This window comes from Arsenicicoccus sp. UBA7492, from assembly GCF_002479615.1.
GTDB lineage: Bacteria > Actinomycetota > Actinomycetes > Actinomycetales > Dermatophilaceae > Arsenicicoccus > Arsenicicoccus bolidensis.
Genome location: NZ_DLOE01000010.1, coordinates 1 through 19861 on the forward strand (window position 1 = coordinate 1; position 19861 = coordinate 19861).

A 19861-nucleotide genomic window follows, 5' to 3' on the forward strand; every position below is an offset into this window, starting at 1 on the left:
CCTCAACATCCCGACCGGCATGCCGCTGGTCTACCGCCTCGACGAGTCGCTCAAGCCCACCGTCCCCGGCGGCGAGTACCTCGACCCCGAGGCCGCCAAGGCCGCCGCGGAGGCCGTCGCCAACCAGGGCAAGTGACCTACCTCAGGTAGTCACACCCGCCCGGGTTGGCACGCCAGGCGGGTGTGACCAACCCCGGCCGGTGTGACCAACCCAGGCTGATCTGCTCAGGCCGTATGCCGAGAAGGCCCGACCCCACGCGGGGTCGGGCCTTCTCGCCGTACAGGCGGCAATCAGTCGTCGTCGCCGGCGTCGATGCCCGGGAGCTCGACGCCGTCCTGCGCCCACTCGCCGGTGACGAGGTAGACGACGCGGCGGGAGACCGACACCGCGTGGTCGGCGAAGCGCTCGTAGTAGCGCCCGACGAGGGTCACGTCGACGGCGGCCTGGATGCCGGCGTCCCAGTGCCCGCCGAGGAGGTGCTCGAACACCTGGCGGTGCAGGGCGTCCATCTCGTCGTCCTGCGTCTCGAGGGCGACGGCGGCCGCGACGTCCTTGCCGGCGATGATCGAGCCGGCCTGCGCCACGATCTTGTCTGCGGCGTGGCCCATCTCGGTGATGGTTCCGCGCAGGGTGGCCGGGATCGCCGACTCGGGGTAGCGGAGCCGGGCGACCTTGGCGATGTGCCGGGCGAGGTCGCCCATGCGCTCGAGGTCGGCGCTCATGCGCATCGCCGTCACGACCATGCGCAGGTCGGTGGCGACGGGCTGCTGGCGGGCGAGCAGGTCGACCGCGGTGTCGTCCAGCTCACGACGCATCTGGTCGATGGCCTGGTCCGCCTCGATGACGGACTCGGCGAGCTCGAGGTCGGCGTCGAGGAGGGCGATGGTCGCCCGGCCCATCGCCGAGCCGGTGAGGCGGGACATCTCGACGAGCTTGTCCGAGATCTGGTCGAGCTCCTCGTGGAACGCGTCGCGCATGGATTCCTCTCACTGCGGTGCAGGGGCGTCGGCGCAGTCGCGGTCGGCTGCCCAACTAGATCGTAGGTGCAGGCGCGCACGGGTGTCCCAGGATCGCGCCTCGGCGAGCGTCCCAGGGCTGCGTTAACGAGCTGAGGACCACGGATGAACACTTGGCGATCACACCGTGTGATCACCGCGCCGGCGTGCGTGTCGGGGGTCGTCACGGCCATGCTGACCTGCGAGGCGTGCGTCGGCCGGTTCCGCTGCTGCGTATCCTCGTCGCGTGGATCCCGTGGTGACGTTCGGCGCTGTCGCGCTGGTCGGTGCCCTGACGGGGTCCGCCATGACCACAGGTTGGTCGGACCGTTTCCGCCGTCGTCACCGAGAGGGACAGGCTCCCGTGAGCACGAGCCCGGACACCGCCGAGCTGCAGCCGGGGGTCGAGGACGTCCTCGCGGTCCTGCGCTCGATCGGCATCGTCCTCGACGCCTCCGACGCGGTGGTCCGGTCGACGCAGGCCGCGGTGCAGCACGGGCTGGTCCGCGAGGGCGAGCTGGTCCATCGTGAGCTGGTCGCGCTCGCTCGTGAGGTGCGGCGCTCCGGGGACATCCATGAGACCGAGCTGGACCTCCCGCGGGGCCCGCTGGGCCGGGGCCGGATGGTCGCCCACGTCCGCGCCGCACGGCTCTCGAGCGGGCACGTCCTGCTGCTCGTCGACGACCGCACGCGCGCCAACCGGGTCGACGAGGTCCGCCGCGACTTCGTCGCCAACGTCTCGCACGAGCTCAAGACACCGGTGGGCGGCCTCGTGCTGCTGGCCGAGGCCGTGCAAGGTGCCGCGGACGACCCGGAGGCGGTGCACCGCTTCGCCGGCCGGATGAAGGTCGAGTCGGAGCGGCTGACCCGCCTCGTCAAGGAGATCGTCGACCTGTCCCGCCTGCAGGTGGCCGACACCCTGACCGAGCCGGCGCCCGTGGACGTGGCGGGGGCGGCCGCGGACGCCGCGGACCGGTGCCGCCTCGTGGCCGAGGGCAAGGGCATCGAGATCAGCGTGACCACGGGGGACCGGGCCATCGTCTACGGCGACCGCGAGCTGCTGACGACCGCGATCCGCAACCTCGTCGACAACGCCGTGGCCTACTCCGACGACGGTGCACCCGTGCGGGTCATCGTGGAGCGCCAGGGCGACGTGGTCGAGGTGGTGGTCAGCGACCTAGGGGCGGGCATCCCCCCGGACGAGCAGGACCGCGTCTTCGAGCGCTTCTACCGCGTGGACCCCGCGCGGTCACGATCGACCGGCGGCACGGGCCTCGGCCTGTCCATCGTCAAGCACGTCGTCGCCAACCATGGCGGCGAGGTGCGGCTGTGGAGCCAGACGGGGCAGGGGTCGACGTTCACCCTGTCCTTCCCCGCCGCCGCGCTGACCGACCTGGGCGAGCAGCAGCCGCGCCCCTAGCATCGAGCACGACCGGAGGTCTCCGGACGAGGAAAGGTAGTGAGCATGACCCGCATCCTGGTGGTCGAGGACGAGGAGTCCATCTCCGACCCGCTGTCCTACCTGCTGCGCAAGGAGGGCTACGACGTGGCGATCGCCGCGACCGGCCCCGAGGCGCTGGCGGAGTTCGAGCGGTCGAGCACCGACCTGGTGCTCCTCGACCTGATGCTGCCAGGCCTGTCCGGCGTCGACGTCTGCCGTTCGATCCGCCAGCGGTCGTCGGTCCCGATCATCATGCTCACCGCCAAGGACAGCGAGATCGACAAGGTCGTGGGCCTCGAGATCGGCGCCGACGACTACATCACCAAGCCCTACTCCAGCCGCGAGCTCCTCGCCCGGATCAAGGCGGTGCTGCGGCGGATGAGCGAGCCGGACGACCTCGTGCCGGCAACCCTCGAGGTCGGGCCGGTCCGCATGGACGTCGAGCGGCACACGGTGTCGGTCAACGGGGGTCCGACCGCCCTGCCGCTCAAGGAGTTCGAGCTGCTCGAGATGCTGCTGCGCAACGCCGGCCGGGTCCTCACCCGCATGCAGCTCATCGACCGCGTCTGGGGCAGCGACTACGTGGGGGACACCAAGACGCTGGACGTCCACGTCAAGCGGCTCCGCGCCAAGATCGAGCCGGACCCCGGCGCCCCGGTGCACATCGTGACGGTGCGTGGGCTGGGCTACAAGTTCGAGGTCTGATCCCCACCGACCCGCGCCCGGGAGCCTCCGGGGCGCGGGTCGGGTTCCGCGGGTGCTGGTCCGGCCGTATGCCGGTCCGTCAGCCCGCAGACGTGGTCGCGGTCTCGGACGGGGTCGCGGCGGGCGTGCTCGGCGTCGGCGCGGTGGCGCTCTCGCTGGTGCTCGGGGTGGTCGTGGCGCTGCCGGTCGCGGTGCCGGTGGGCGTCGCCGTGGCGCTGCCGGATCCGCTCGGCGCGGTCGGCGTCACGGTGGCGTAGTACCCGGTCGGCGGGAGCACGGGGACGAGGGGGTTCTGCATGCCGTTGGTGGCGGTGCCCACCTGGAGGTTGACCATGGCGCCGGGCTTGACCGGGACGCTGGGGACCGAGACCTTCTCGGACGCCAGGGAGACCGCCTGGCCGGGCTCCACGGTCGTGGTCACGGGGGAGCCGGACTCCCCGAGGGAGAAGGACACCTGAGCGGGCTGGTTGCCCTGGTTGACGACGAGGCCGTTCAGGGCACCGCCCTTGCCCTCGCCCGCGCTGACGACGAGCAGGTCGCGGACCTTGACCGGGCCGAGGTCGAGCTCGACGCCGTCGGCCGGGGCATAGCTGACGTCCGTCTGCTGCGGGGACATCGTGTTGCACGCGGTGAGGCCGACCGTGGCCAGGGCCGCGGTGCCGAGGGTCAGGGTGGCGCGGCGGACCCGGGCGGCACGAGCCATCGGGGTCGCGGGGCGGTGGGAGTCGTCACGGGTCACGGCGACACCATATCGCCTCGCGCCTCACCCGGCTCGGCCCACGCGCGCCACACCCGGCCCGGGCCACGCGCCCACCGCAGCGACGTCCAAGACCGGCGACGCGCGCGTAGCGCGTCGTTGACCATTCGTCAAGACCCTGTTGAACGATCCCACGTTGTGGTTCGTGGGCCCTGACCTGCACAAATGCCCGTCCTCGGGCTTTATCCGGGCTGATTTGCGTGATACGATGGCGGTCGCGAAAGGGGCTTGACTACATGGCGTTCAAGGTCGGAGAAACGGTCGTCTACCCGCATCACGGGGCGGCGCTCATCGAGGAGATCAACACCCGGACCATCAAGGGTGTCGACAAGATCTACCTGAAGCTGAAGGTGTCCCAGGGTGACCTGACCATCGAGGTCCCCGCCGAGAACTGCGACCTCGTCGGCGTGCGCGACGTGGTCGGCCAGGAGGGCCTGGACCACGTGTTCGAGGTCCTGCGGGCCACGTGCGCGGAGGAGCCGACCAACTGGTCCCGCCGCTACAAGGCCAACCTGGAGAAGCTCGCCTCGGGTGACGTCAACAAGGTCGCCGAGGTCGTGCGTGACCTGTGGCGCCGCGACAAGGACCGCGGCCTGTCCGCCGGCGAGAAGCGCATGCTGGCCAAGGCTCGTCAGATCCTGGTGTCCGAGCTCGCGCTCGCGGAGAAGACCGACGAGGAGAAGGCCGAGTCGATCCTCGACGAGGTCCTCGCTTCCTGAGGCGCTCCACCCCGCAACGTCCGGAGGCCCCCACCGCTGCCCGCGGTGGGGGCCTCGCCGCGTCTACAGTGACCTCGTGAGCGTCGCCGTCATCATCGTGGCCGCCGGGTCGGGCAGCCGACTCGGGGCCGACCTGCCCAAGGCCCTGGTCGAGATCGGCGGGCGCACCCTGCTGGAGCACAGCCTCCGCACCGCGCTGGAGGTGTCCGGCCTCGTGCAGGTCGTCGTCGTCGCGCCGGCGACCCACCTCGAGGCGGTCATCGAGCTGATCGACGGCATCCGCACGAGCAGTGCCGTGCACGTGGTCGCCGGGGGCGCGGACCGCACGGCCTCGGTGGCGGCCGGTCTCGCCGCCCTCGACGACGGCCTCGGCGACGAGCTCGACGACGCCGACGCGCAGGGGGACCTCGCCGAGCCGCAGGTCGTGCTCGTCCACGACGCCGCCCGCTGCTTCACCCCGCTGGACGTCTACGAGCGGGTGGTCGACGCGGTGCGTGACGGCTGGGTCGCCGTGGTGCCCGGGCTGCCCGTCGTCGACACGGTCAAGGTCGTCGACGAGCGCGGGGTCGTGCGCTCCACCCCGCCGCGCGAGCAGCTGCGCGCCGTGCAGACGCCCCAGGGCTTCGTGCGGGACGAGCTCGAGGCGGCCCACGCCAGCGGGATCTCCGCCACCGACGACGCCGCCCTGCTCGAGGCGCTCGGCCATCACGTCCTCGTCGTCGAGGGAGACCCCTTGTCGTTCAAGGTGACCACGCCCGCGGACCTGGACCGTGCGCACCGGCATACGGCCTCGCTGTCCACCACCCCCGACCTCGAACCGGAGACCGTCGTATGAACCCCGTCGTCCCCCGCGTGGGCATCGGCACCGACATCCATGCGTTCGCGGCGGCCGGGTCGGGGCGCGAGCTGTGGCTGGCCGGGCTGCTCTGGGAGGGGGAGGTCGGGCTCGAGGGGCACTCGGACGCCGACGTCGTCGCCCACGCGGCGTGCAACGCGCTCTTCTCGGCGGCGGGGCTCGGTGACCTCGGGCAGCACTTCGGGACCGGACGACCCGAGTGGTCGGGGGCGAGCGGGGTCACGCTGCTCACCGAGGCCTGCCGAATCGTGCGGGAGGCGGGGTTCGAGATCGGCAACGTCGCGGTCCAGGTCGTCGGCACCCGCCCCAAGGTCGGCCGGCGGCGGGCCGAGGCCGAGGCGCTGTTGAGCGAGGTGGTCGGCGCTCCGGTGTCGATCAGCGGCGCGACCACCGACGGGCTGGGGTTCCCCGGCCGCGAGGAGGGCGTGCTGGGCATCGCGACCGCCCTCGTCTACCTCAGGTAGGCACATCGGCCCGGCTTCGCACGGCAGGCGGATGTGGCCAACCCGGGCTGATCTCGCGCCCGCTGGCAGCCCGGGCCGCCGGGGTTGGGAGAGTCGCCTGCGGCGAGGACACTGGCCGTATGACGAACCCCGCCCGCCACCACGCAGGCCCGCGGCACGCGTGGGTCGCCGCCACGATCACCGCCGCCGTCGCGGCCGCGTCCGCCCTCGCCCCAGGGGCGTCGGCCCTCCCGTCAGCCGACCCACCGTCCGCGGTCCGGCCAGCCGGCAACCGATCGCCGCTCGCGGGCACCACGATCGTCGTCGACCCTGGTCACAACGGGGGCAACGGCCGCAACCCCAAGGCGCTCGCCCGCAAGGTCTACGCCGGCAACGGCCTGTGGAAGACCTGCAACACCGTCGGCACCCAGACCGCGGCCGGCTACCCCGAGCACGCGCAGGTGTGGGACACGGCCACCCGGCTCGCGACGGTGCTGCGGGCCCAGGGCGCGCGCGTGGTGCTGACCCGGGCCGACGATCGGGGCTTCGGGCCGTGCATCGACCGGCGGGCCGCCATCGGCAATCAGGCGCGGGCGACGCTGGTCGTGTCCATCCATGACGACGGCAACCTCTCGCCGCGGGCCAGGGGCTTCCACGTCATCCACTCGCCGCGCATGGCGGGCGGGCCGGCCGTGCAGCAGCGGTCCGAGCGGCTGGCCGTGGCGGTGCGGGACGCGTTCGCGGCCGGGACCGGGATGCCGCGCTCGACCTATGTCGGGCGGGGGACCGCACTCAGCCGGCGCACCGACATCGGGGGCCTCAACCTGTCGACCGTCCCCGCCGTGATGCTCGAGGCGGGCAACCTGCGCCACCCGCGGGACGCCCGCCTGCTGGGGTCAGCGGCCTTCCGGCAGCGCGAGGCCGTGGCGCTGGCCGCCGGCATACGGCGATATCTGGGGCGTTGACGGAATCGACCCGCCCTGGTCACATCCGCTGGGGTGCCCGTTGGCTGCCAACCCGGGCGGACGTGACTACCTCGGGCAGGTCCGCTGGAGGCGAGGCCCCACGCCTGCCGCCGGTAGCATGGGGCGGGTGAGTCTCCACATCTACGACACCGCCACGCGCGAGCTGCGCGAGTTCCAGCCACTGCACGAGGGCAAGGTCGGCATCTACATCTGTGGCCTCACCACCCAGGGCGCCCCCCACATCGGTCACGTGCGCTTCGCCGTCGCGTTCGACATCCTGCGGCGCTGGCTGACCGCCGGCCACGGCTACGACGTGACCCTGGTGCGCAACGTCACCGACATCGACGACAAGATCCTGCGCAAGTCCGCCGAGAACGGCGCCGAGTGGTGGGCCTGGTCCTATGACCACGAGCGCCAGACCTCCGAGGCCCTGGACCTGCTCGGCGTGCTGCCCGCGACCTACGAGCCGCGCGCGACCGGGCACGTCCCCGAGATGGTCACGCTGATGGACACCCTCGTCGACAAGGGCCACGCCTACGCGGCGCCCGACGGCAGCGGTGACGTCTACTTCGACGTGCGGTCCTTCCCGGCCTACGGCGCGCTGACCCGCCAGTCGATCGACGACATGGAGGCTGCCGAGGACGCCGACCCGCGCGGCAAGCGCGACCCGCGCGACTTCGCCCTGTGGAAGGGGTGGAAGGCCGGCGAGCCCGCCACGGCCAGCTGGCCGACGCCCTACGGCACGGGCCGCCCCGGCTGGCACCTCGAGTGCTCCGCGATGGCTCGCAAGTACCTCGGCGACGAGTTCGACATCCACGGCGGCGGCGTCGACCTGCGCTTCCCGCACCACGAGAACGAGCAGGCCCAGTCGCACGCGGCCGGGCTCGGGTTCGCGCGCTACTGGATGCACAACGCCTGGGTGACCGTCCAGGGCGAAAAGATGAGCAAGTCGCTCGGCAACTCTCTGATCGTCACCGAGATCGCCCGCCAGACCAGGCCGCTCGCGCTGCGCTACTACCTCGGGGCCGCGCACTACCGCTCCACCATCGAGTTCCACGAGGGCTCCCTGGCCGAGGCCGAGGCGGCGGTCGAGCGGATCGAGGGTTTCCTGCGTCGTGCGGTCGAGCACGGTATGCCGGACGCGCCCGCCGAGCCGTTCCCCGCCGAGTTCCGCGCGGCGATGGACGACGACCTCGGGGTCTCCGGGGCCCTGGCCGTCGTCCACGACACCGTCAGGGCGGGCAACACCGCGCTCGACGACGGCGACCGTGAGCTGGCCCGACGTCTCGCGGCGCAGGTCATGGCCATGACGGACGTGCTCGGCGTCAACCCCCTCGACCCGCACTGGGACGCGAGCGGTGGCGAGGGCGACGTGGCGCGCTCCGCCCTCGACGTCCTCGTCCAGGCGCAGCTCGACCGCCGTGCGGCGGCCCGCAAGGAGCGGGACTTCGCCACGGCCGACGCCATCCGTGACGACCTGACGGCCGCCGGGATCCTCGTCGAGGACTCGCCGTCCGGGGCGCGCTGGACCCTGGCCCGCCCCGCCGCCGCGGGCACCACCGGCCCCACCGGCAACACCGACACCAAGGACTGATCCCATGCCAGGCAACTCCCAGCGCCGCGGCGCGATGCGCAAGGGCGCCTCCCGCAAGGGCGCCTCCGTCGGCAGCGGCGGCCAGCGCCGCCGCTCGCTCGAGGGCAAGGGCCCCACGCCCAAGGCCGAGGAGCGTCCCAACCACAAGGCCTACAAGCAGGCGCAGCGTGCCGCCAAGGCCGGCGCCGCGGGTGCCGCGGGTGGTCGCCCGGGCACCGGTGGGGCCGGCGGCGGTCGCGGCGGTGCCGGTGGTCACGGCGGTCGCCGCAACCGCACCAGCACCGAGACCGTCGCGGGCCGCAACTCGGTCCTCGAGGCCCTGCGCGCGGACATCCCGGCGAGCACGGTCTACGTCGCGAGCCGCATCGACTCCGACGACCGCGTCCGCGAGGCCCTCAAGATCGCGACCGAGCGCAACATCCCCATCCTCGAGACGCCCCGCGGCGAGCTGGACCGGCTCACCGACGGAGCGGTGCACCAGGGGCTCGCGCTGCAGATCCCGCCCTACGACTACCGCCACCCCTCCGAGCTCGTCGACCCGCAGACGCCGGAGATCCCGCTCGTCGTGGCGCTCGACGGCATCACCGACCCCCGCAACCTGGGCGCCATCATCCGCTCGGTCGGGGCCTTCGGTGGCCACGGGGTGGTCGTCCCCGAGCGTCGCAGCGTCGGCATGACCGCCTCCGCGTGGAAGACCTCCGCCGGCGCCGCCTCCCGCGTCCCCGTCGCGCAGGCCACCAACCTCACGCGCACCCTGCAGGACTACCGCAAGCAGGGCTACTTCGTGATCGGGCTCGACATGGATGGGGACGTCGAGCTGCCGCAGCTGGACCTCGCCGACCAGCCGCTCGTCGTGGTCGTGGGCTCCGAGGGCAAGGGCCTGTCACGTCTCGTGGGCGAGACCTGCGACCAGATCGTGTCGATCCCGATGGCGTCCGGCAACGAGTCGCTCAATGCCGGGATCGCCTGCGGCGTCACGCTCTACGAGATCGCTCGCCAGCGCGCCGCCACCCGCTGACCTACCCCCGGCCGTCACAGCAGCCGGCCTTCGTCCCCCAGGCGGGTGTGACGAAGGCCGGCTGATCTGTGTGGTGCGACGTGCTGCGCCGTGGTGCGCGGCCGCTACGACTGGCGCGGCGGGACGGTCGTGACGCCGGTCCCGCACATCTTGTCGGCGAAGGTCTGGCGTCGCTCGTCCCACAGCGGCCACAGGTAGCCGAGGTAGAGCGGCAGGCTGTCGAGGTAGTGCGCCAGGTCTCGCACGAAGGCCATGCCCGTGCCGATCGGCTGGCCGGTGCGCTCGGAGACCAGCCAGGTCCCGGCGACCTTCTTGCCCCAGGACTGGCCGCGCCCGCCGCGCACCCAGCGGTTGTAGATCTGGATGACCAGCGCCAGCAGCCAGCCGACGCCCACCAGCACCAGGCCGGTCGTGATCATGCCCTGGTCGCCGCCGGTCGTCAGGATCTCACCGGTCGTGGGGTCGACGGTCGAGGTGCCCGACCCGCTGGCCATCACGCCGGCGCCGATCGTCATGAGGAGGGCGCCGGGCAGCGTCAGCAGTCCGTCGAGCACCGAGGCGAGCACACGCTTGCCCCAGGGCGCCAGCGCCGCCGTCGCCGTCGGACCCGAGCCCTGGCCGTATGCCGGGACCTGCCCGTATGCCGGGGCCTGCCCGTAGGAGTGGGACTCCCCATCGGCGGGGGCCTGCCCGTACGCCCCTGCCTGGCCGTAGGCCGAAGGCTCGGGCGTGGTGGCGCCGTACGGCGACGAGCCTGACGGCGTCGAGCCGGCGGGCGGTCCGGCATACGGGTTGTTGCTGTTGTCGGTCATGATCACTCCTCGTGATGGCTTCACGCGAAGCATAGGACCGGCAGGGCGCCCCTCGTGCGTGAATGCCCCCAGGTGATCACGATCTGTGACGAGTCAGTCGTCCAGGTGCGCGACGACCGGCATCTCCACCGTGTCGACGCCGACGACGGTCTCCTCGACCGGCTTGGTCGGCAGGATCGTCAGGATGTAGTCGGCCATCGCCTGCCCGATCGGCACGTCGTGGCCGTTGCGCTCGGAGAGGTACCACCGGTGCTCGAGCAGCTCGTGGAAGAGCTCGGCGGGCTCGAGCTTGCCGCGCAGGTCGGCGGGGATGGCGCGGGTGATCGGCAGGAAGATCTCGTTGAGCCAGCGCGTGGCGGTGATGGCCTCGTCCTCGCCCTGCACGTCCAGCGCCGCGCGATAGGCGTCGAGGTCGTTGAGCAGGCGGCGGGCCTGGTTCTCCTCGACGTCGAGACCCGTCAGGCGCAGGAGGCGGCGGCTGTGGTGACCGGCGTCGACGACCTTGGGCTGGATGCGCAGCGTGGTCCCGTCGATGTCGGTGGACATGGCCAGCTCGTCCACGTCGAAGCCGAGCTGGTTGAGCTGTCGGATCCGCTCGTCGACGCGCCACCGCTCGCCGACGTTGTAGGACTCGACGCCCGTCAGCTCGTGCCACAGCTGGGTGTAGCGGGCCATGATCTGGTTGGAGATCTCGACGGGGTCGTTGCCCTCGGGCAGCAGCCCGCCGGCCTCGAGGTCCATCAGCTCGCCGGCGATGTTGACCCGGGCGATGTCGAGGTCGTGGTCGCGCTGGCCGTCGGACAGCCGGTCGCGCAGCTCGCCCGTCTCCGCGTCGACGACGTACGCCGCGAAGGCCCCCGCGTCGCGCCGGAAGAGCGTGTTGGACAGCGACACGTCGCCCCACCAGAAGCCCTGCAGGTGCAGTCGCACGAGCAGCACGGCGAGGGCGTCGATGAGGCGGGTCGCGGTGTCGGGGCGCAGGGTCTGGCTGAACAGCGCCCGGAACGGCAGGGAGTACTGCAGGTGGTGGGTGATCAGGCAGGAGTCGAGGGGCTCGCCGTCGGCGCCCACCCGTCCGCTGACCACGCCGTAGGGGCGCACGCACGGGATCATCAGCCGGTTGAGCGCGCGGAGCATGTGGTACTCGCGGAAGGCGATCTCGTCCTTGATCTCCTTGATCGCGACCACACCCTCGGGGACGCGCACGAATCGCACGATGTGCCGGGAGATGCCGCGGGGGAGCGCAGCCAGCCTCTCCTCGGGCCAGTCCTCCAGAGGGGTGGACCAGGGCAGGTCCAGCAGGGCGGGGTCAGGGCGGACCGCGGTGATCTCGAGCGCCATCCCCCCATCGTGGCAGAACACCCGGTCCGGCGGCGGTTGCCACATCTTGGCGGGCGAGACGAGCCTCGCCGCGGCGCGACCGGGGGGGTCTAGGTTCAACGGCACACACCGCCGTATGCCGAGGAGGGCCACCGTGATTCGCATCCGTGAGGCAGCGTGCGCGTCTGCACCACCGGGGCCTACCGCCCCTTCACCTACAAGGACCCACGGACGGGTGCCTACAGCGGCATCGACGTGACCATGGCGCAGGACCTGGCCGCACGGCTCGGCGTCAAGGTCGAGTGGGTCCCGACGACGTGAAAGACGCTCATGCCGGACTTCACGGCTCGGTGCGACACCGGGATGGGTGGCATCTCGATCAGCACCGACCGGCTGCAGCAGGCCTTCTTCACCGAGCCGTTGCTGACCGAGGGCAAGACGCCGATCACGTTGTGCAGCAAGGTCGCCAACTACGACACCGTGGCGGAGATCAACAGGCCCGGCGTCCGGTCGATCACACCCATCGGCGGCACCAACGAGAAGTTCGCGGTCAAGCACTACCCGCAGGGGAGGATCATCCGGTGGAAGGACAACAACACGATCTTCGACGAGATCATCGCGGGCCGGGCCGACGTCATGACCACGGACGCCTCCGAGACGGTGTGGGTGGCGTCGACGCACCCGCAGCTGTGCGCGGCTGTGCGCGGTGCACCCCGACAAGCCCTTCGACTTCTCCCAGAAGGGCTATCTCCTGCCGCAGGGCGACGTCGTCTGGGAGGAGGTCGTGGACGGCTGGCTCGCGATCGCCAAGCGGGACGGGACCTACACAAAGGCCGCCCAGCCGTGGTTCAAGGACAAGCCCCTCACCCCGGCGCCCTGACCGTAGGGTCGACTGCCGCGAGCGGCGGCCGCCCCGCTGTGGGGTGACCGCCGCTCGCGCTGGGGATCCGCCTGGGTCGGTCACATCCGCCTGGCGTGCTAGCTCGGGTGGATGTGACTACCTGAGGTGGGTCAGTCGTTGAGGCGCAGGCCCGACTCGCTGTCGAACAGGTGGATGTGGTCCGCCTTGGGCGCGAAGAAGACCTGCTCGCCCTTCATCGGGGGGCGGCGGCCGTCGACGCGGGCGATGATCTGGCCCGAGCCGTGGGCGTCGTCGGTGGAGCCGTAGACGTAGGCATCCGCGCCGAGCTCCTCGACGACGTCGACGGTCACGGGCAGGCCCTCGTTGGACAGCTCGAGGTCCTCGGGACGGACGCCCATGATCACCTTGCGGCCGGCGTCGTTGAGCGCGTCGCGGGGGACCGGGGTGGTGTGCTGCCCGAGGCGGACCCCACCGTCGGCGACCGGGACCTCCATGATGTTCATGGCGGGGGAGCCGATGAAGCCGGCGACGAAGACGTTGTCCGGGTGGTCGTACATGCGGCGCGGGGAGTCGCACTGCTGCAGGATGCCGTCCTTGAGGACCGCGACGCGGTCGCCCATCGTCATGGCCTCGACCTGGTCGTGGGTGACGTAGACGGTGGTGACGCCGAGGCGACGCTGCAGCGAGGCGATCTGCGTGCGGGTCTGGACGCGCAGCTTGGCGTCCAGGTTGGACAGCGGCTCGTCCATGAGGAAGACCTGCGGGTTGCGGACGATGGCGCGGCCCATGGCCACGCGCTGACGCTGGCCACCGGACAGGGCCTTGGGCTTGCGCTCGAGGTACTGCTCGAGGTCGAGGATCTTGGCGGCCTCCTCGACGCGCTTGCGGATCTCACCCTTGTCGACGCCGGCGATCTTGAGCGCGAAGCCCATGTTGTCGGCGACGCTCATGTGGGGGTAGAGCGCGTAGTTCTGGAAGACCATCGCCACGTCGCGGTCCTTGGGGGAAAGGTTGGTGACGTCGCGGTCGCCGATCCAGATCTTGCCGCCGTTGACCTCCTCGAGGCCGGCGAGCATGCGCAGCGACGTGGACTTGCCGCATCCGGAGGGACCGACGAGGACGAGGAACTCGCCGTCCTCGATGTCGATGTTGAGCCGGTCCACGCTGGGCTTGTCGTTGCCCGGGTAGAGACGGGTTGCGTTGTCGAACTTGACCGTTGCCATGGTCTGCCTTCCTTCACCGGCAGGAACGTGCCGGACGATCCGTTGTAAAGGGGGTCCTGGAACCCGGCGGGCTCCAGGAGGCGATCCGGCGTTGCCGATGAGGTGGCGGACGTCGTTGTCGCTCGGGCCAGTATGCAACAGGTTGCAGCTCTGTCGACCTGCTCTGACCCTGATCTAGGGGGCTGCAACGGTTTAGGACCGTTCTAGACCCGGGTTCCCTGCAACTTCTTGCAAACCACCGGGCGATGCTGCAAGATCTTGCCAACGCGCACCTCGCGTGAGACCAACATCAAGGGAGATGACATGCACAAGCGTGCATTCGGGCCCGTCGCCGTCGTCGGTGCCTCAGCTCTGCTCATGACCGCCTGTGGCGGCGGTGGCGCCACCACGACCTCGTCCAGCACCACGCCTGCCGGTTCGGCCTCCGCCTCGTCCAGCGCTGGTGCCACGGCCGCCGCACCGACCACGATGAGCACCAAGGACGCGGCGCGCGACGCCAACGCCGACCTCGTGATCTGGTCCGACGCCGACCGCGCCCCCGCCGTCACCAAGTACGCGCAGGCCTTCGGCGAGGAGAACGGCGTGAAGGTCGCCGTCCAGATCGCCACCGACACCCGCCAGCAGTTCAAGGACGCCACCAAGGTGGGCAAGGGCCCGGACATCGTCGTGGGCGCCCACGACTGGGCCGGTGAGCTCGTGCAGAACGGCACCGTGAGCCCGATCCAGCTCGACCAGGCCACCCAGGACAAGTTCCTGCCGCAGGCCATGGCCGGCACCAAGTTCAACAACCAGATCTACGGCGTCCCCTACGCCATCGAGAACATCGGCCTGCTGCGCAACACCGCGCTCGCCCCCGACGCCCCCAAGACCATGGACGAGCTCGTCGCCAAGGGCCAGGAGCTGGTCAAGGCCGGCAAGGCGACGCAGCCGCTCATCCAGTTCGTGGGCAAGAAGGGCAACGCCTACTACTCCTACCCCTACCTCTCGGCCTTCGAGGGTGGTGGCATCTTCGCCAAGGGCGCCAACGGCGACTACGACCCCAAGCAGGTCCTGGTCAACAGCGCCGGCTCGGTCAAGGGCGGCGAGGTCCTCGCCAAGCTCGGCCAGCAGAAGGTCCTGTCGACCAACGTCGACGACACCAACATGGACCAGCTGTTCGGCACCGGCAAGGTGCCGTTCATGATCACCGGCCCCTGGTCGGTCCCCCCCGCCAAGAAGGCCGGCGTCAAGTACGCCATCTCGAACCTCCCGTCCCTCGAGGGCGGCAGCGCGATGAAGCCGTTCAGCGGGGTCCAGATGTTCTACGTCTCGGCCAAGGCCAAGAACGCGCAGATGGCGCAGGAGTTCGTCACCAACTACGTGCCGCGCAAGGACCTCCAGCTGGCGCTCTTCGAGGCCGGGCAGCGCCCGCCGGCCCTCAAGGAGGCCTACGACGAGGTCGCGGCGTCCAACCCGGACATCAAGGCGTGGTTCGAGGCGGGCAAGGACGGCGCTCCGATGCCCAACATCCCGGCCATGAACGCCGTGTGGGAGCCTTTCGGCCTCGCCACCGCCGACATCATCTCCGGCAAGGCCCAGCCCAAGGCTCGCCTGGACGCCGCTGCCAAGGAGATCACCACCAACATCGCCAAGGGCTGACCGAGCCCCGCATGACAGGTATGCCGGCTCGCGCCCTGCGGGCCGGCATGCCTGCACCACCCCCTTTACGACGACGTACTGGTTAGGACCCTCCTATGTCTCGGACCTCGGCCCCCGCGCTGGTCCTGAAGTGGGGTGGCATCGCGCTGGCGATGGCGCTCGTCTTCTGGATCGCGACGCGCATGTCGGCCCAGGGCATGTGGCTCGGCGTGAGCACGGTGGCCTTCGTCGGCCTGTGCATCCTCGCGGTCTACGCGACCCGCCGTGCCGTGCCCATGAAGTACCTGCTCCCCGGAATGCTCTGCCTGCTGGCGCTGCAGGTGTGGCCCATCATCTTCACGATCATGGTGTCCTTCACCAACTACGGTGACGGTCACCTCGGCACCAAGGACGAGGCGGTCAAGCAGATCGTCGCCAACTCCGTCCAGGTCGTGCCTGGCTCGACCCGCTACAAGGCCAGCGTGGCGGTCAAGGAGGGCACGGACCCCACGACGGGCGCCCTGTCCCTCCTGCTGACGGACCCGCAGGGCAAGAGCGTCGTCGGCGACGTGAACGGTCTGACGGACCTCGCCGACAGCGACGTCGAGAAGTCGGCGCTGGGCAAGATCACGAAGGCCAAGGGCTACACGGTCCTCACGGGCCGGCAGGCCAACGCGCGGTCCAAGGACCTCGGCCAGTTCGCCGTCCCCAGCAAGGACGGCAGCGGCATCAAGATGCAGGGTCTCTCGGCGGCGTACGAGGGCCGGGCGACCATCACCTACGACGCCGCCTCGGACACGCTGACGGACACCAAGAGCAAGCTGACCTACAAGCCCCAGGACAGCAAGTACGTCGCGACCGACGGCTCCGGCCAGTCCTTCTCCCAGGGCTGGCAGGAGAACGTCGGTACCAAGAACTACGCGACGATCTTCAGCGACTCCACTATGCGCTCCGGGTTCCTCAAGATGTTCGTCTGGAACATCATCTTCGCGGGCGGCACGGTCATCTCCACCTTCGTCCTCGGGATGCTGATCGCCCTGCTGTTCAACTCGCCCAACCTCAAGGGCAAGGCGGTCTACCGCACCCTGCTGATCCTCCCGTACGCCATCCCCGTGTTCGTGACCGCGCTCCTGTGGCGAGGCATGTTCAACCAGGACTACGGGCTCATCAACACCCTGACCGGCCTCAACATCGACTGGATCGGGGACGGGTTCTGGGCCAAGGTCGCCATCCTGATCACCAACCTGTGGCTGGGCTTCCCGTACATGTTCCTGCTGTGCACCGGTGCGCTGCAGTCGATCCCGAGCGACGTCAAGGAGGCCGCCAAGATCGACGGGGCAGGCTCCTTCCAGACCCTCACGCGGATCACCATGCCGCTGCTGATGGTGGCCGTGGGACCGCTGCTGATCGCGTCCTACGGCTTCAACTTCAACAACTTCACCCTCATCTACCTGCTCACCGAGGGCGGTCCCTTCGAGGGGGGCAGCGCGGGCATGGGCAGCACCGACCTGCTCGTGACGTACGCCTACCGCCTGGCCTTCTCGGGCGCGGCCCCCAACTACGGTCTCGCATCCGCCGTGGCCGTCGTGATCTTCGCGCTCGTGGCGATCCAGGCCCTGCCCGGGTTCCGCGCCACCAAGTCCCTGGAAGAGGTGCAGTGATGAGCCAGCTGAACCCCGGAACGAACAGCACGGCCGGCGTGGGAGACGTCCGCGGCCCGGTGGCGGCCACCCTCCCCCCGGAGGAGAAGCAGCAGCTCACCAAGCCGCGGGCAGGCGGGGCCGAGGGCGGGTCCCAGTGGTGGCGACACGTGCTCGGCATCATCGCCCTCGTCTGGGCGCTGTTCCCGATCCTGTTCCTCGTCTCCGCGGCCCTCAACCCGTCGGGCCAGCTGGCCTCGTCGGACCTGATCCCGCGACACTTCTCGTTGGAGAACTTCAAGTCCCTCGGCGCGGACCCGAGCCGTCCTTACTGGAGCTGGTTCAAGAACTCGGTGCTGATCTGCGGTGTCGGCGCGCTCCTGTGCACCTTCATCTCGGCGTGCGCGTCGTACGCCTTCTCGCGCATGCGCTTCCGCGGGCGTCGTGAGGGCATGCTCGGCCTGCTCCTGCTGCAGCTCTTTCCCGCGACGCTCGGGCTCGTGGCGATGTACATCACCTTCGCCAAGATCTCCGACGTCATGCCGGAGTTCGGGCTCAACACCTCGTGGGGCCTCATCCTGGCCTACCTCGGTGGGGCCATGGGCAACGTGTGGCTGCTCAAGGGCTACTTCGACACGGTGCCCAAGGAGATGGACGAGGCGGCGATCGTGGACGGCGCCAGCCACGCGCGGGTCTTCTTCACGATGATCCTGCGCCTGGCCATGCCGATCCTCGTGACGGTGTTCATGATCACCTTCGTCGGACTGTTCGGCGAGTTCATGCTCGCCAGCGTCTTCCTGACGGACGTCGACAACCAGACCCTGGCCGTCGGGCTCCGCGCCCTGTCCAAGGGACGTGACGCCAACGAGAAGTTCGGCTTCTTCGCCGCCGGCTCGCTGCTGTGCTCCCTTCCCGTGATGGCTCTGTACGCGCTGTTCCAGAAGCAGCTCGTCGGCGGCCTCACCCAGGGCTCGGTGAAGTGACCCGGGCCCTCACCGAGGACACCGTCGTGGTGGGGCTGCTCGACCAGCCCCACCACGACGGCTCACCGCTGTACGTGTCCACCCAGGCCCCGGCGCTCGGCCAGACGGTCCAGATCCGGCTGCGGGTGCCAGCGCCCGAGGACGCCTCGGACCGCGTCACGACGGTGCACGTCCGCACCACCCCCGACGGTGAGAGCCGCTACGTCGACGCTGTCGTGGTCCACGAGGACGAGCACGAGACGTGGTGGCAGGCCGAGGTGGTCGTCCACAACCCCGTGACGGGCTACCGCTTCCTGCTCTCCGGCGGACCCGCCGGCTACCAGTGGCTCAACGGCACGGGTCTGCACGACCGCGACGTCCCGGACGCCGCGGACTTCCGCCTGGTCGCGACCGACGCCCCGCCGCCCGAGTGGGCGCTCGACGCCGTCGTCTACCAGGTCTTTCCCGACCGCTTCGCTCGGTCCGCCGGGGCGGACGCGCGCCCCACGCCCGAGTGGGCCGTCCCCGCCCGCTGGGAGGAGCCGGTCACGCGGGACCGTCGCATCATCGGCGACCAGCTCTACGGTGGCGACCTGGACGGCATACGCGAGCATCTCGACCACCTCGAGCGCCTCGGCGTGGACGTGCTCTACCTGACCCCCTTCTTCCCCGGACGGTCCAACCACCGGTACGACGCCGACACCTTCCAGCACGTGGACCCGCTGCTGGGCGGCGACGACGCGCTGGCCCGGCTCACCCTCGAGGCCCACCGGCGCGGCCTGCGCGTCCTCGGGGACTTCACGACCAATCACACCGGCGCTCGGCACGAGTGGTTCGAGACCGCTGTGGCGCAGCCCGACTCGCCGGAGCGCTGGTTCTACCTGTGGGGCGACGACGGCGGCTACGTCTCCTGGCTGGGCGTCCCGTCGCTGCCCAAGCTCAACTACGACAGCGACGAGCTGTGGCGTCGCGTGCTCGTCGACCCCGACGGCGTCGTGCGGCGCTGGCTGGCGCAGCCCTACGCCCTGGACGGGTGGCGCGTCGACGTCGCCAACATGACCGGACGTCACGGCGCCCAGGACCACAACCACGCCGTGGCCCGCGAGATGCGCAGGGCCGTGGACGAGGCCGCGCCGGGGTCGCTCCTGGTCGGTGAGCACGTCCACGACTTCAGCACCGACATCCGTGGGGACGGGTGGCACGGTGCGATGAACTACGCGGGATTCACGCGGCCCGTGTGGACCTGGTTGCGGGACAAGGGATTCGCCCCCAAGTTCCTCGGATCTCCGCTCAGGGTGCCCCGGCTCGGGGGCGAGGCCGTCCGCGAGACGGTGGACGACTTCATGGCGCAGTCCCCCTGGACCGTGCGCGCCCACTCCTTCACCCTGCTCGGGAGCCACGACACCACTCGTGTCCGCACCCTCGTCGGCGAGGACGCCCGGCAGGTGGTCGCCGCGGCCGGGCTGCTGCTGACGATGCCGGGCATCCCGATGATCACCTACGGGGACGAGGTGGGCATGGAGGGTGACTCGGGCGAGGACGGACGCCGACCCATGCCGTGGGACGAGTCCTGCTGGGACACAGACATCTTCGAGGCCTATCAGGCACTGGTGCGCCTGCGGGTCGACCACGTGGCGCTGCGCCGAGGTGGTCTGCGGTGGGTCCACGCCGACGGCGACTCGCTGACCTTCCTGCGGGAGCACCCCGACCAGACGGCCCTGGTGCACGTGTCCAGGGGCGCCCACGCCCCCATCCGGCTCTCGACGCGTCACCTCCCCGGCGTCGAGGCGGCGGTCGCGGCATACGGCACCCGCCTGGGTCGCGAGGGTGGCACGATCACCCTCGCGGCGGACGGGCCGGGGGTGTCGGTGTGGGTCTGGCCCGGAGCTCCGGAGACGCCCTGGTGACGCGGGCCGTCACGACGCCGGCAC

Annotated in this window: 19 protein-coding genes and 1 pseudogene; 15 read left to right on the forward strand and 5 right to left on the reverse strand. The window is 70.7% G+C overall.

What is annotated here, in order from left to right; translation table 11 throughout:
- Window positions 1–136: pseudogene (locus tag B4E97_RS02790) on the forward strand (phosphoglyceromutase); the annotation flags it as partial.
- A gap of 155 nt (window positions 137–291) precedes the next feature.
- On the opposite strand, the gene phoU reads toward B4E97_RS02790, so the two are convergent.
- The gene (phoU, locus tag B4E97_RS02795) at window positions 292–978 is read right to left on the reverse strand and encodes a phosphate signaling complex protein PhoU (RefSeq protein WP_019286966.1); all 687 of its coding nucleotides are present in this window, start codon (window positions 976–978) and stop codon (window positions 292–294) included.
- A gap of 382 nt (window positions 979–1360) precedes the next feature.
- Between phoU and B4E97_RS02800 the strand changes: the two genes are divergently transcribed.
- Both B4E97_RS02800 and B4E97_RS02805 read left to right on the forward strand, forming a co-directional pair.
- Complete coding sequence (locus B4E97_RS02800) at window positions 1361–2416, forward strand: sensor histidine kinase (protein WP_286958641.1); 1056 nt, start codon at window positions 1361–1363, stop codon at window positions 2414–2416.
- 45 nt (window positions 2417–2461) lie between these two features.
- A complete protein-coding gene (locus B4E97_RS02805; RefSeq protein ID WP_029211032.1) occupies window positions 2462–3142 on the forward strand; it encodes a response regulator transcription factor in 681 nt (226 codons plus the stop codon).
- 79 nt (window positions 3143–3221) lie between these two features.
- Here the strand turns inward: B4E97_RS02805 and B4E97_RS02810 are convergent, their stop codons facing one another.
- Window positions 3222–3881, reverse strand: coding sequence for a hypothetical protein (locus B4E97_RS02810; protein WP_286958642.1), 660 nt, complete (start codon window positions 3879–3881; stop codon window positions 3222–3224).
- Window positions 3882–4135: 254 nt separating this feature from the next.
- Here B4E97_RS02810 and B4E97_RS02815 point away from each other — a divergent pair, with 254 nt between their 5' ends.
- The 6 genes from B4E97_RS02815 to rlmB all read left to right on the forward strand — a co-directional run bounded on the left by B4E97_RS02815 (window position 4136) and on the right by rlmB (window position 9494).
- Window positions 4136–4618, forward strand: coding sequence for a CarD family transcriptional regulator (locus tag B4E97_RS02815; RefSeq protein ID WP_019286970.1), 483 nt, complete (start codon window positions 4136–4138; stop codon window positions 4616–4618).
- 76 nt (window positions 4619–4694) lie between these two features.
- Entirely contained in the window at window positions 4695–5453 is a 759-nt protein-coding gene (gene ispD / locus B4E97_RS02820) for a 2-C-methyl-D-erythritol 4-phosphate cytidylyltransferase (RefSeq protein ID WP_286958643.1), read from the forward strand.
- Window positions 5450–5938 (forward strand): 2-C-methyl-D-erythritol 2,4-cyclodiphosphate synthase, encoded by a 489-nt coding sequence (ispF, locus tag B4E97_RS02825; protein WP_286958644.1) that lies wholly within the window; start codon window positions 5450–5452, stop codon window positions 5936–5938. The genes ispD and ispF overlap by 4 nt, the downstream gene beginning before the upstream one ends.
- 119 nt (window positions 5939–6057) lie before the next feature.
- Window positions 6058–6882 carry an N-acetylmuramoyl-L-alanine amidase gene (locus B4E97_RS02830; protein WP_286956980.1) on the forward strand — a complete coding sequence of 275 codons (825 nt, stop codon included), beginning with the start codon at window positions 6058–6060 and terminating at the stop codon, window positions 6880–6882.
- 127 nt (window positions 6883–7009) lie between these two features.
- A complete protein-coding gene (cysS, locus tag B4E97_RS02835) occupies window positions 7010–8476 on the forward strand; it encodes a cysteine--tRNA ligase (protein ID WP_050993281.1) in 1467 nt (488 codons plus the stop codon).
- A gap of 4 nt (window positions 8477–8480) precedes the next feature.
- The gene (rlmB, locus tag B4E97_RS02840) at window positions 8481–9494 is read left to right on the forward strand and encodes a 23S rRNA (guanosine(2251)-2'-O)-methyltransferase RlmB (protein WP_286958646.1); all 1014 of its coding nucleotides are present in this window, start codon (window positions 8481–8483) and stop codon (window positions 9492–9494) included.
- 104 nt (window positions 9495–9598) lie between these two features.
- Here rlmB and B4E97_RS02845 read toward each other — a convergent pair whose 3' ends face one another.
- Entirely contained in the window at window positions 9599–10306 is a 708-nt protein-coding gene (locus tag B4E97_RS02845) for an RDD family protein (protein ID WP_239261408.1), read from the reverse strand.
- Between the two features lie 93 nt (window positions 10307–10399).
- A complete protein-coding gene (locus B4E97_RS02850) occupies window positions 10400–11647 on the reverse strand; it encodes a DUF4032 domain-containing protein (protein WP_239261410.1) in 1248 nt (415 codons plus the stop codon).
- A gap of 156 nt (window positions 11648–11803) precedes the next feature.
- Between B4E97_RS02850 and B4E97_RS19090 the strand changes: the two genes are divergently transcribed.
- A complete protein-coding gene (locus tag B4E97_RS19090; protein WP_376783704.1) occupies window positions 11804–11947 on the forward strand; it encodes a transporter substrate-binding domain-containing protein in 144 nt (47 codons plus the stop codon).
- Window positions 11948–12332: 385 nt separating this feature from the next.
- Window positions 12333–12506, forward strand: coding sequence for a hypothetical protein (locus tag B4E97_RS02860; RefSeq protein WP_240483952.1), 174 nt, complete (start codon window positions 12333–12335; stop codon window positions 12504–12506).
- Window positions 12507–12637: 131 nt separating this feature from the next.
- On the opposite strand, the gene B4E97_RS02865 is transcribed toward B4E97_RS02860, so the two are convergent.
- On the reverse strand, window positions 12638–13711 hold the full coding sequence (locus tag B4E97_RS02865; protein ID WP_029211023.1) for an ABC transporter ATP-binding protein: 1074 nt from the start codon (window positions 13709–13711) through the stop codon (window positions 12638–12640).
- A gap of 303 nt (window positions 13712–14014) precedes the next feature.
- On the opposite strand from B4E97_RS02865, the gene B4E97_RS02870 reads away from it, so the two are divergent.
- From B4E97_RS02870 to B4E97_RS02885, 4 genes are all read left to right on the forward strand, one after another.
- Window positions 14015–15349 carry a sugar ABC transporter substrate-binding protein gene (locus B4E97_RS02870; RefSeq protein ID WP_286956961.1) on the forward strand — a complete coding sequence of 445 codons (1335 nt, stop codon included), beginning with the start codon at window positions 14015–14017 and terminating at the stop codon, window positions 15347–15349.
- Window positions 15350–15444: 95 nt separating this feature from the next.
- The gene (locus B4E97_RS02875; RefSeq protein WP_029211021.1) at window positions 15445–16989 is read left to right on the forward strand and encodes an ABC transporter permease subunit; all 1545 of its coding nucleotides are present in this window, start codon (window positions 15445–15447) and stop codon (window positions 16987–16989) included.
- Window positions 16989–17951 (forward strand): sugar ABC transporter permease, encoded by a 963-nt coding sequence (locus tag B4E97_RS02880; RefSeq protein WP_286956951.1) that lies wholly within the window; start codon window positions 16989–16991, stop codon window positions 17949–17951. The genes B4E97_RS02875 and B4E97_RS02880 overlap by 1 nt, the downstream gene beginning before the upstream one ends.
- Entirely contained in the window at window positions 17948–19837 is a 1890-nt protein-coding gene (locus B4E97_RS02885; RefSeq protein WP_286956943.1) for a glycoside hydrolase family 13 protein, read from the forward strand. Before B4E97_RS02880 ends, B4E97_RS02885 begins: the two co-directional genes overlap by 4 nt.
- The last annotated feature ends 24 nt before the right edge of the window (window positions 19838–19861 follow it).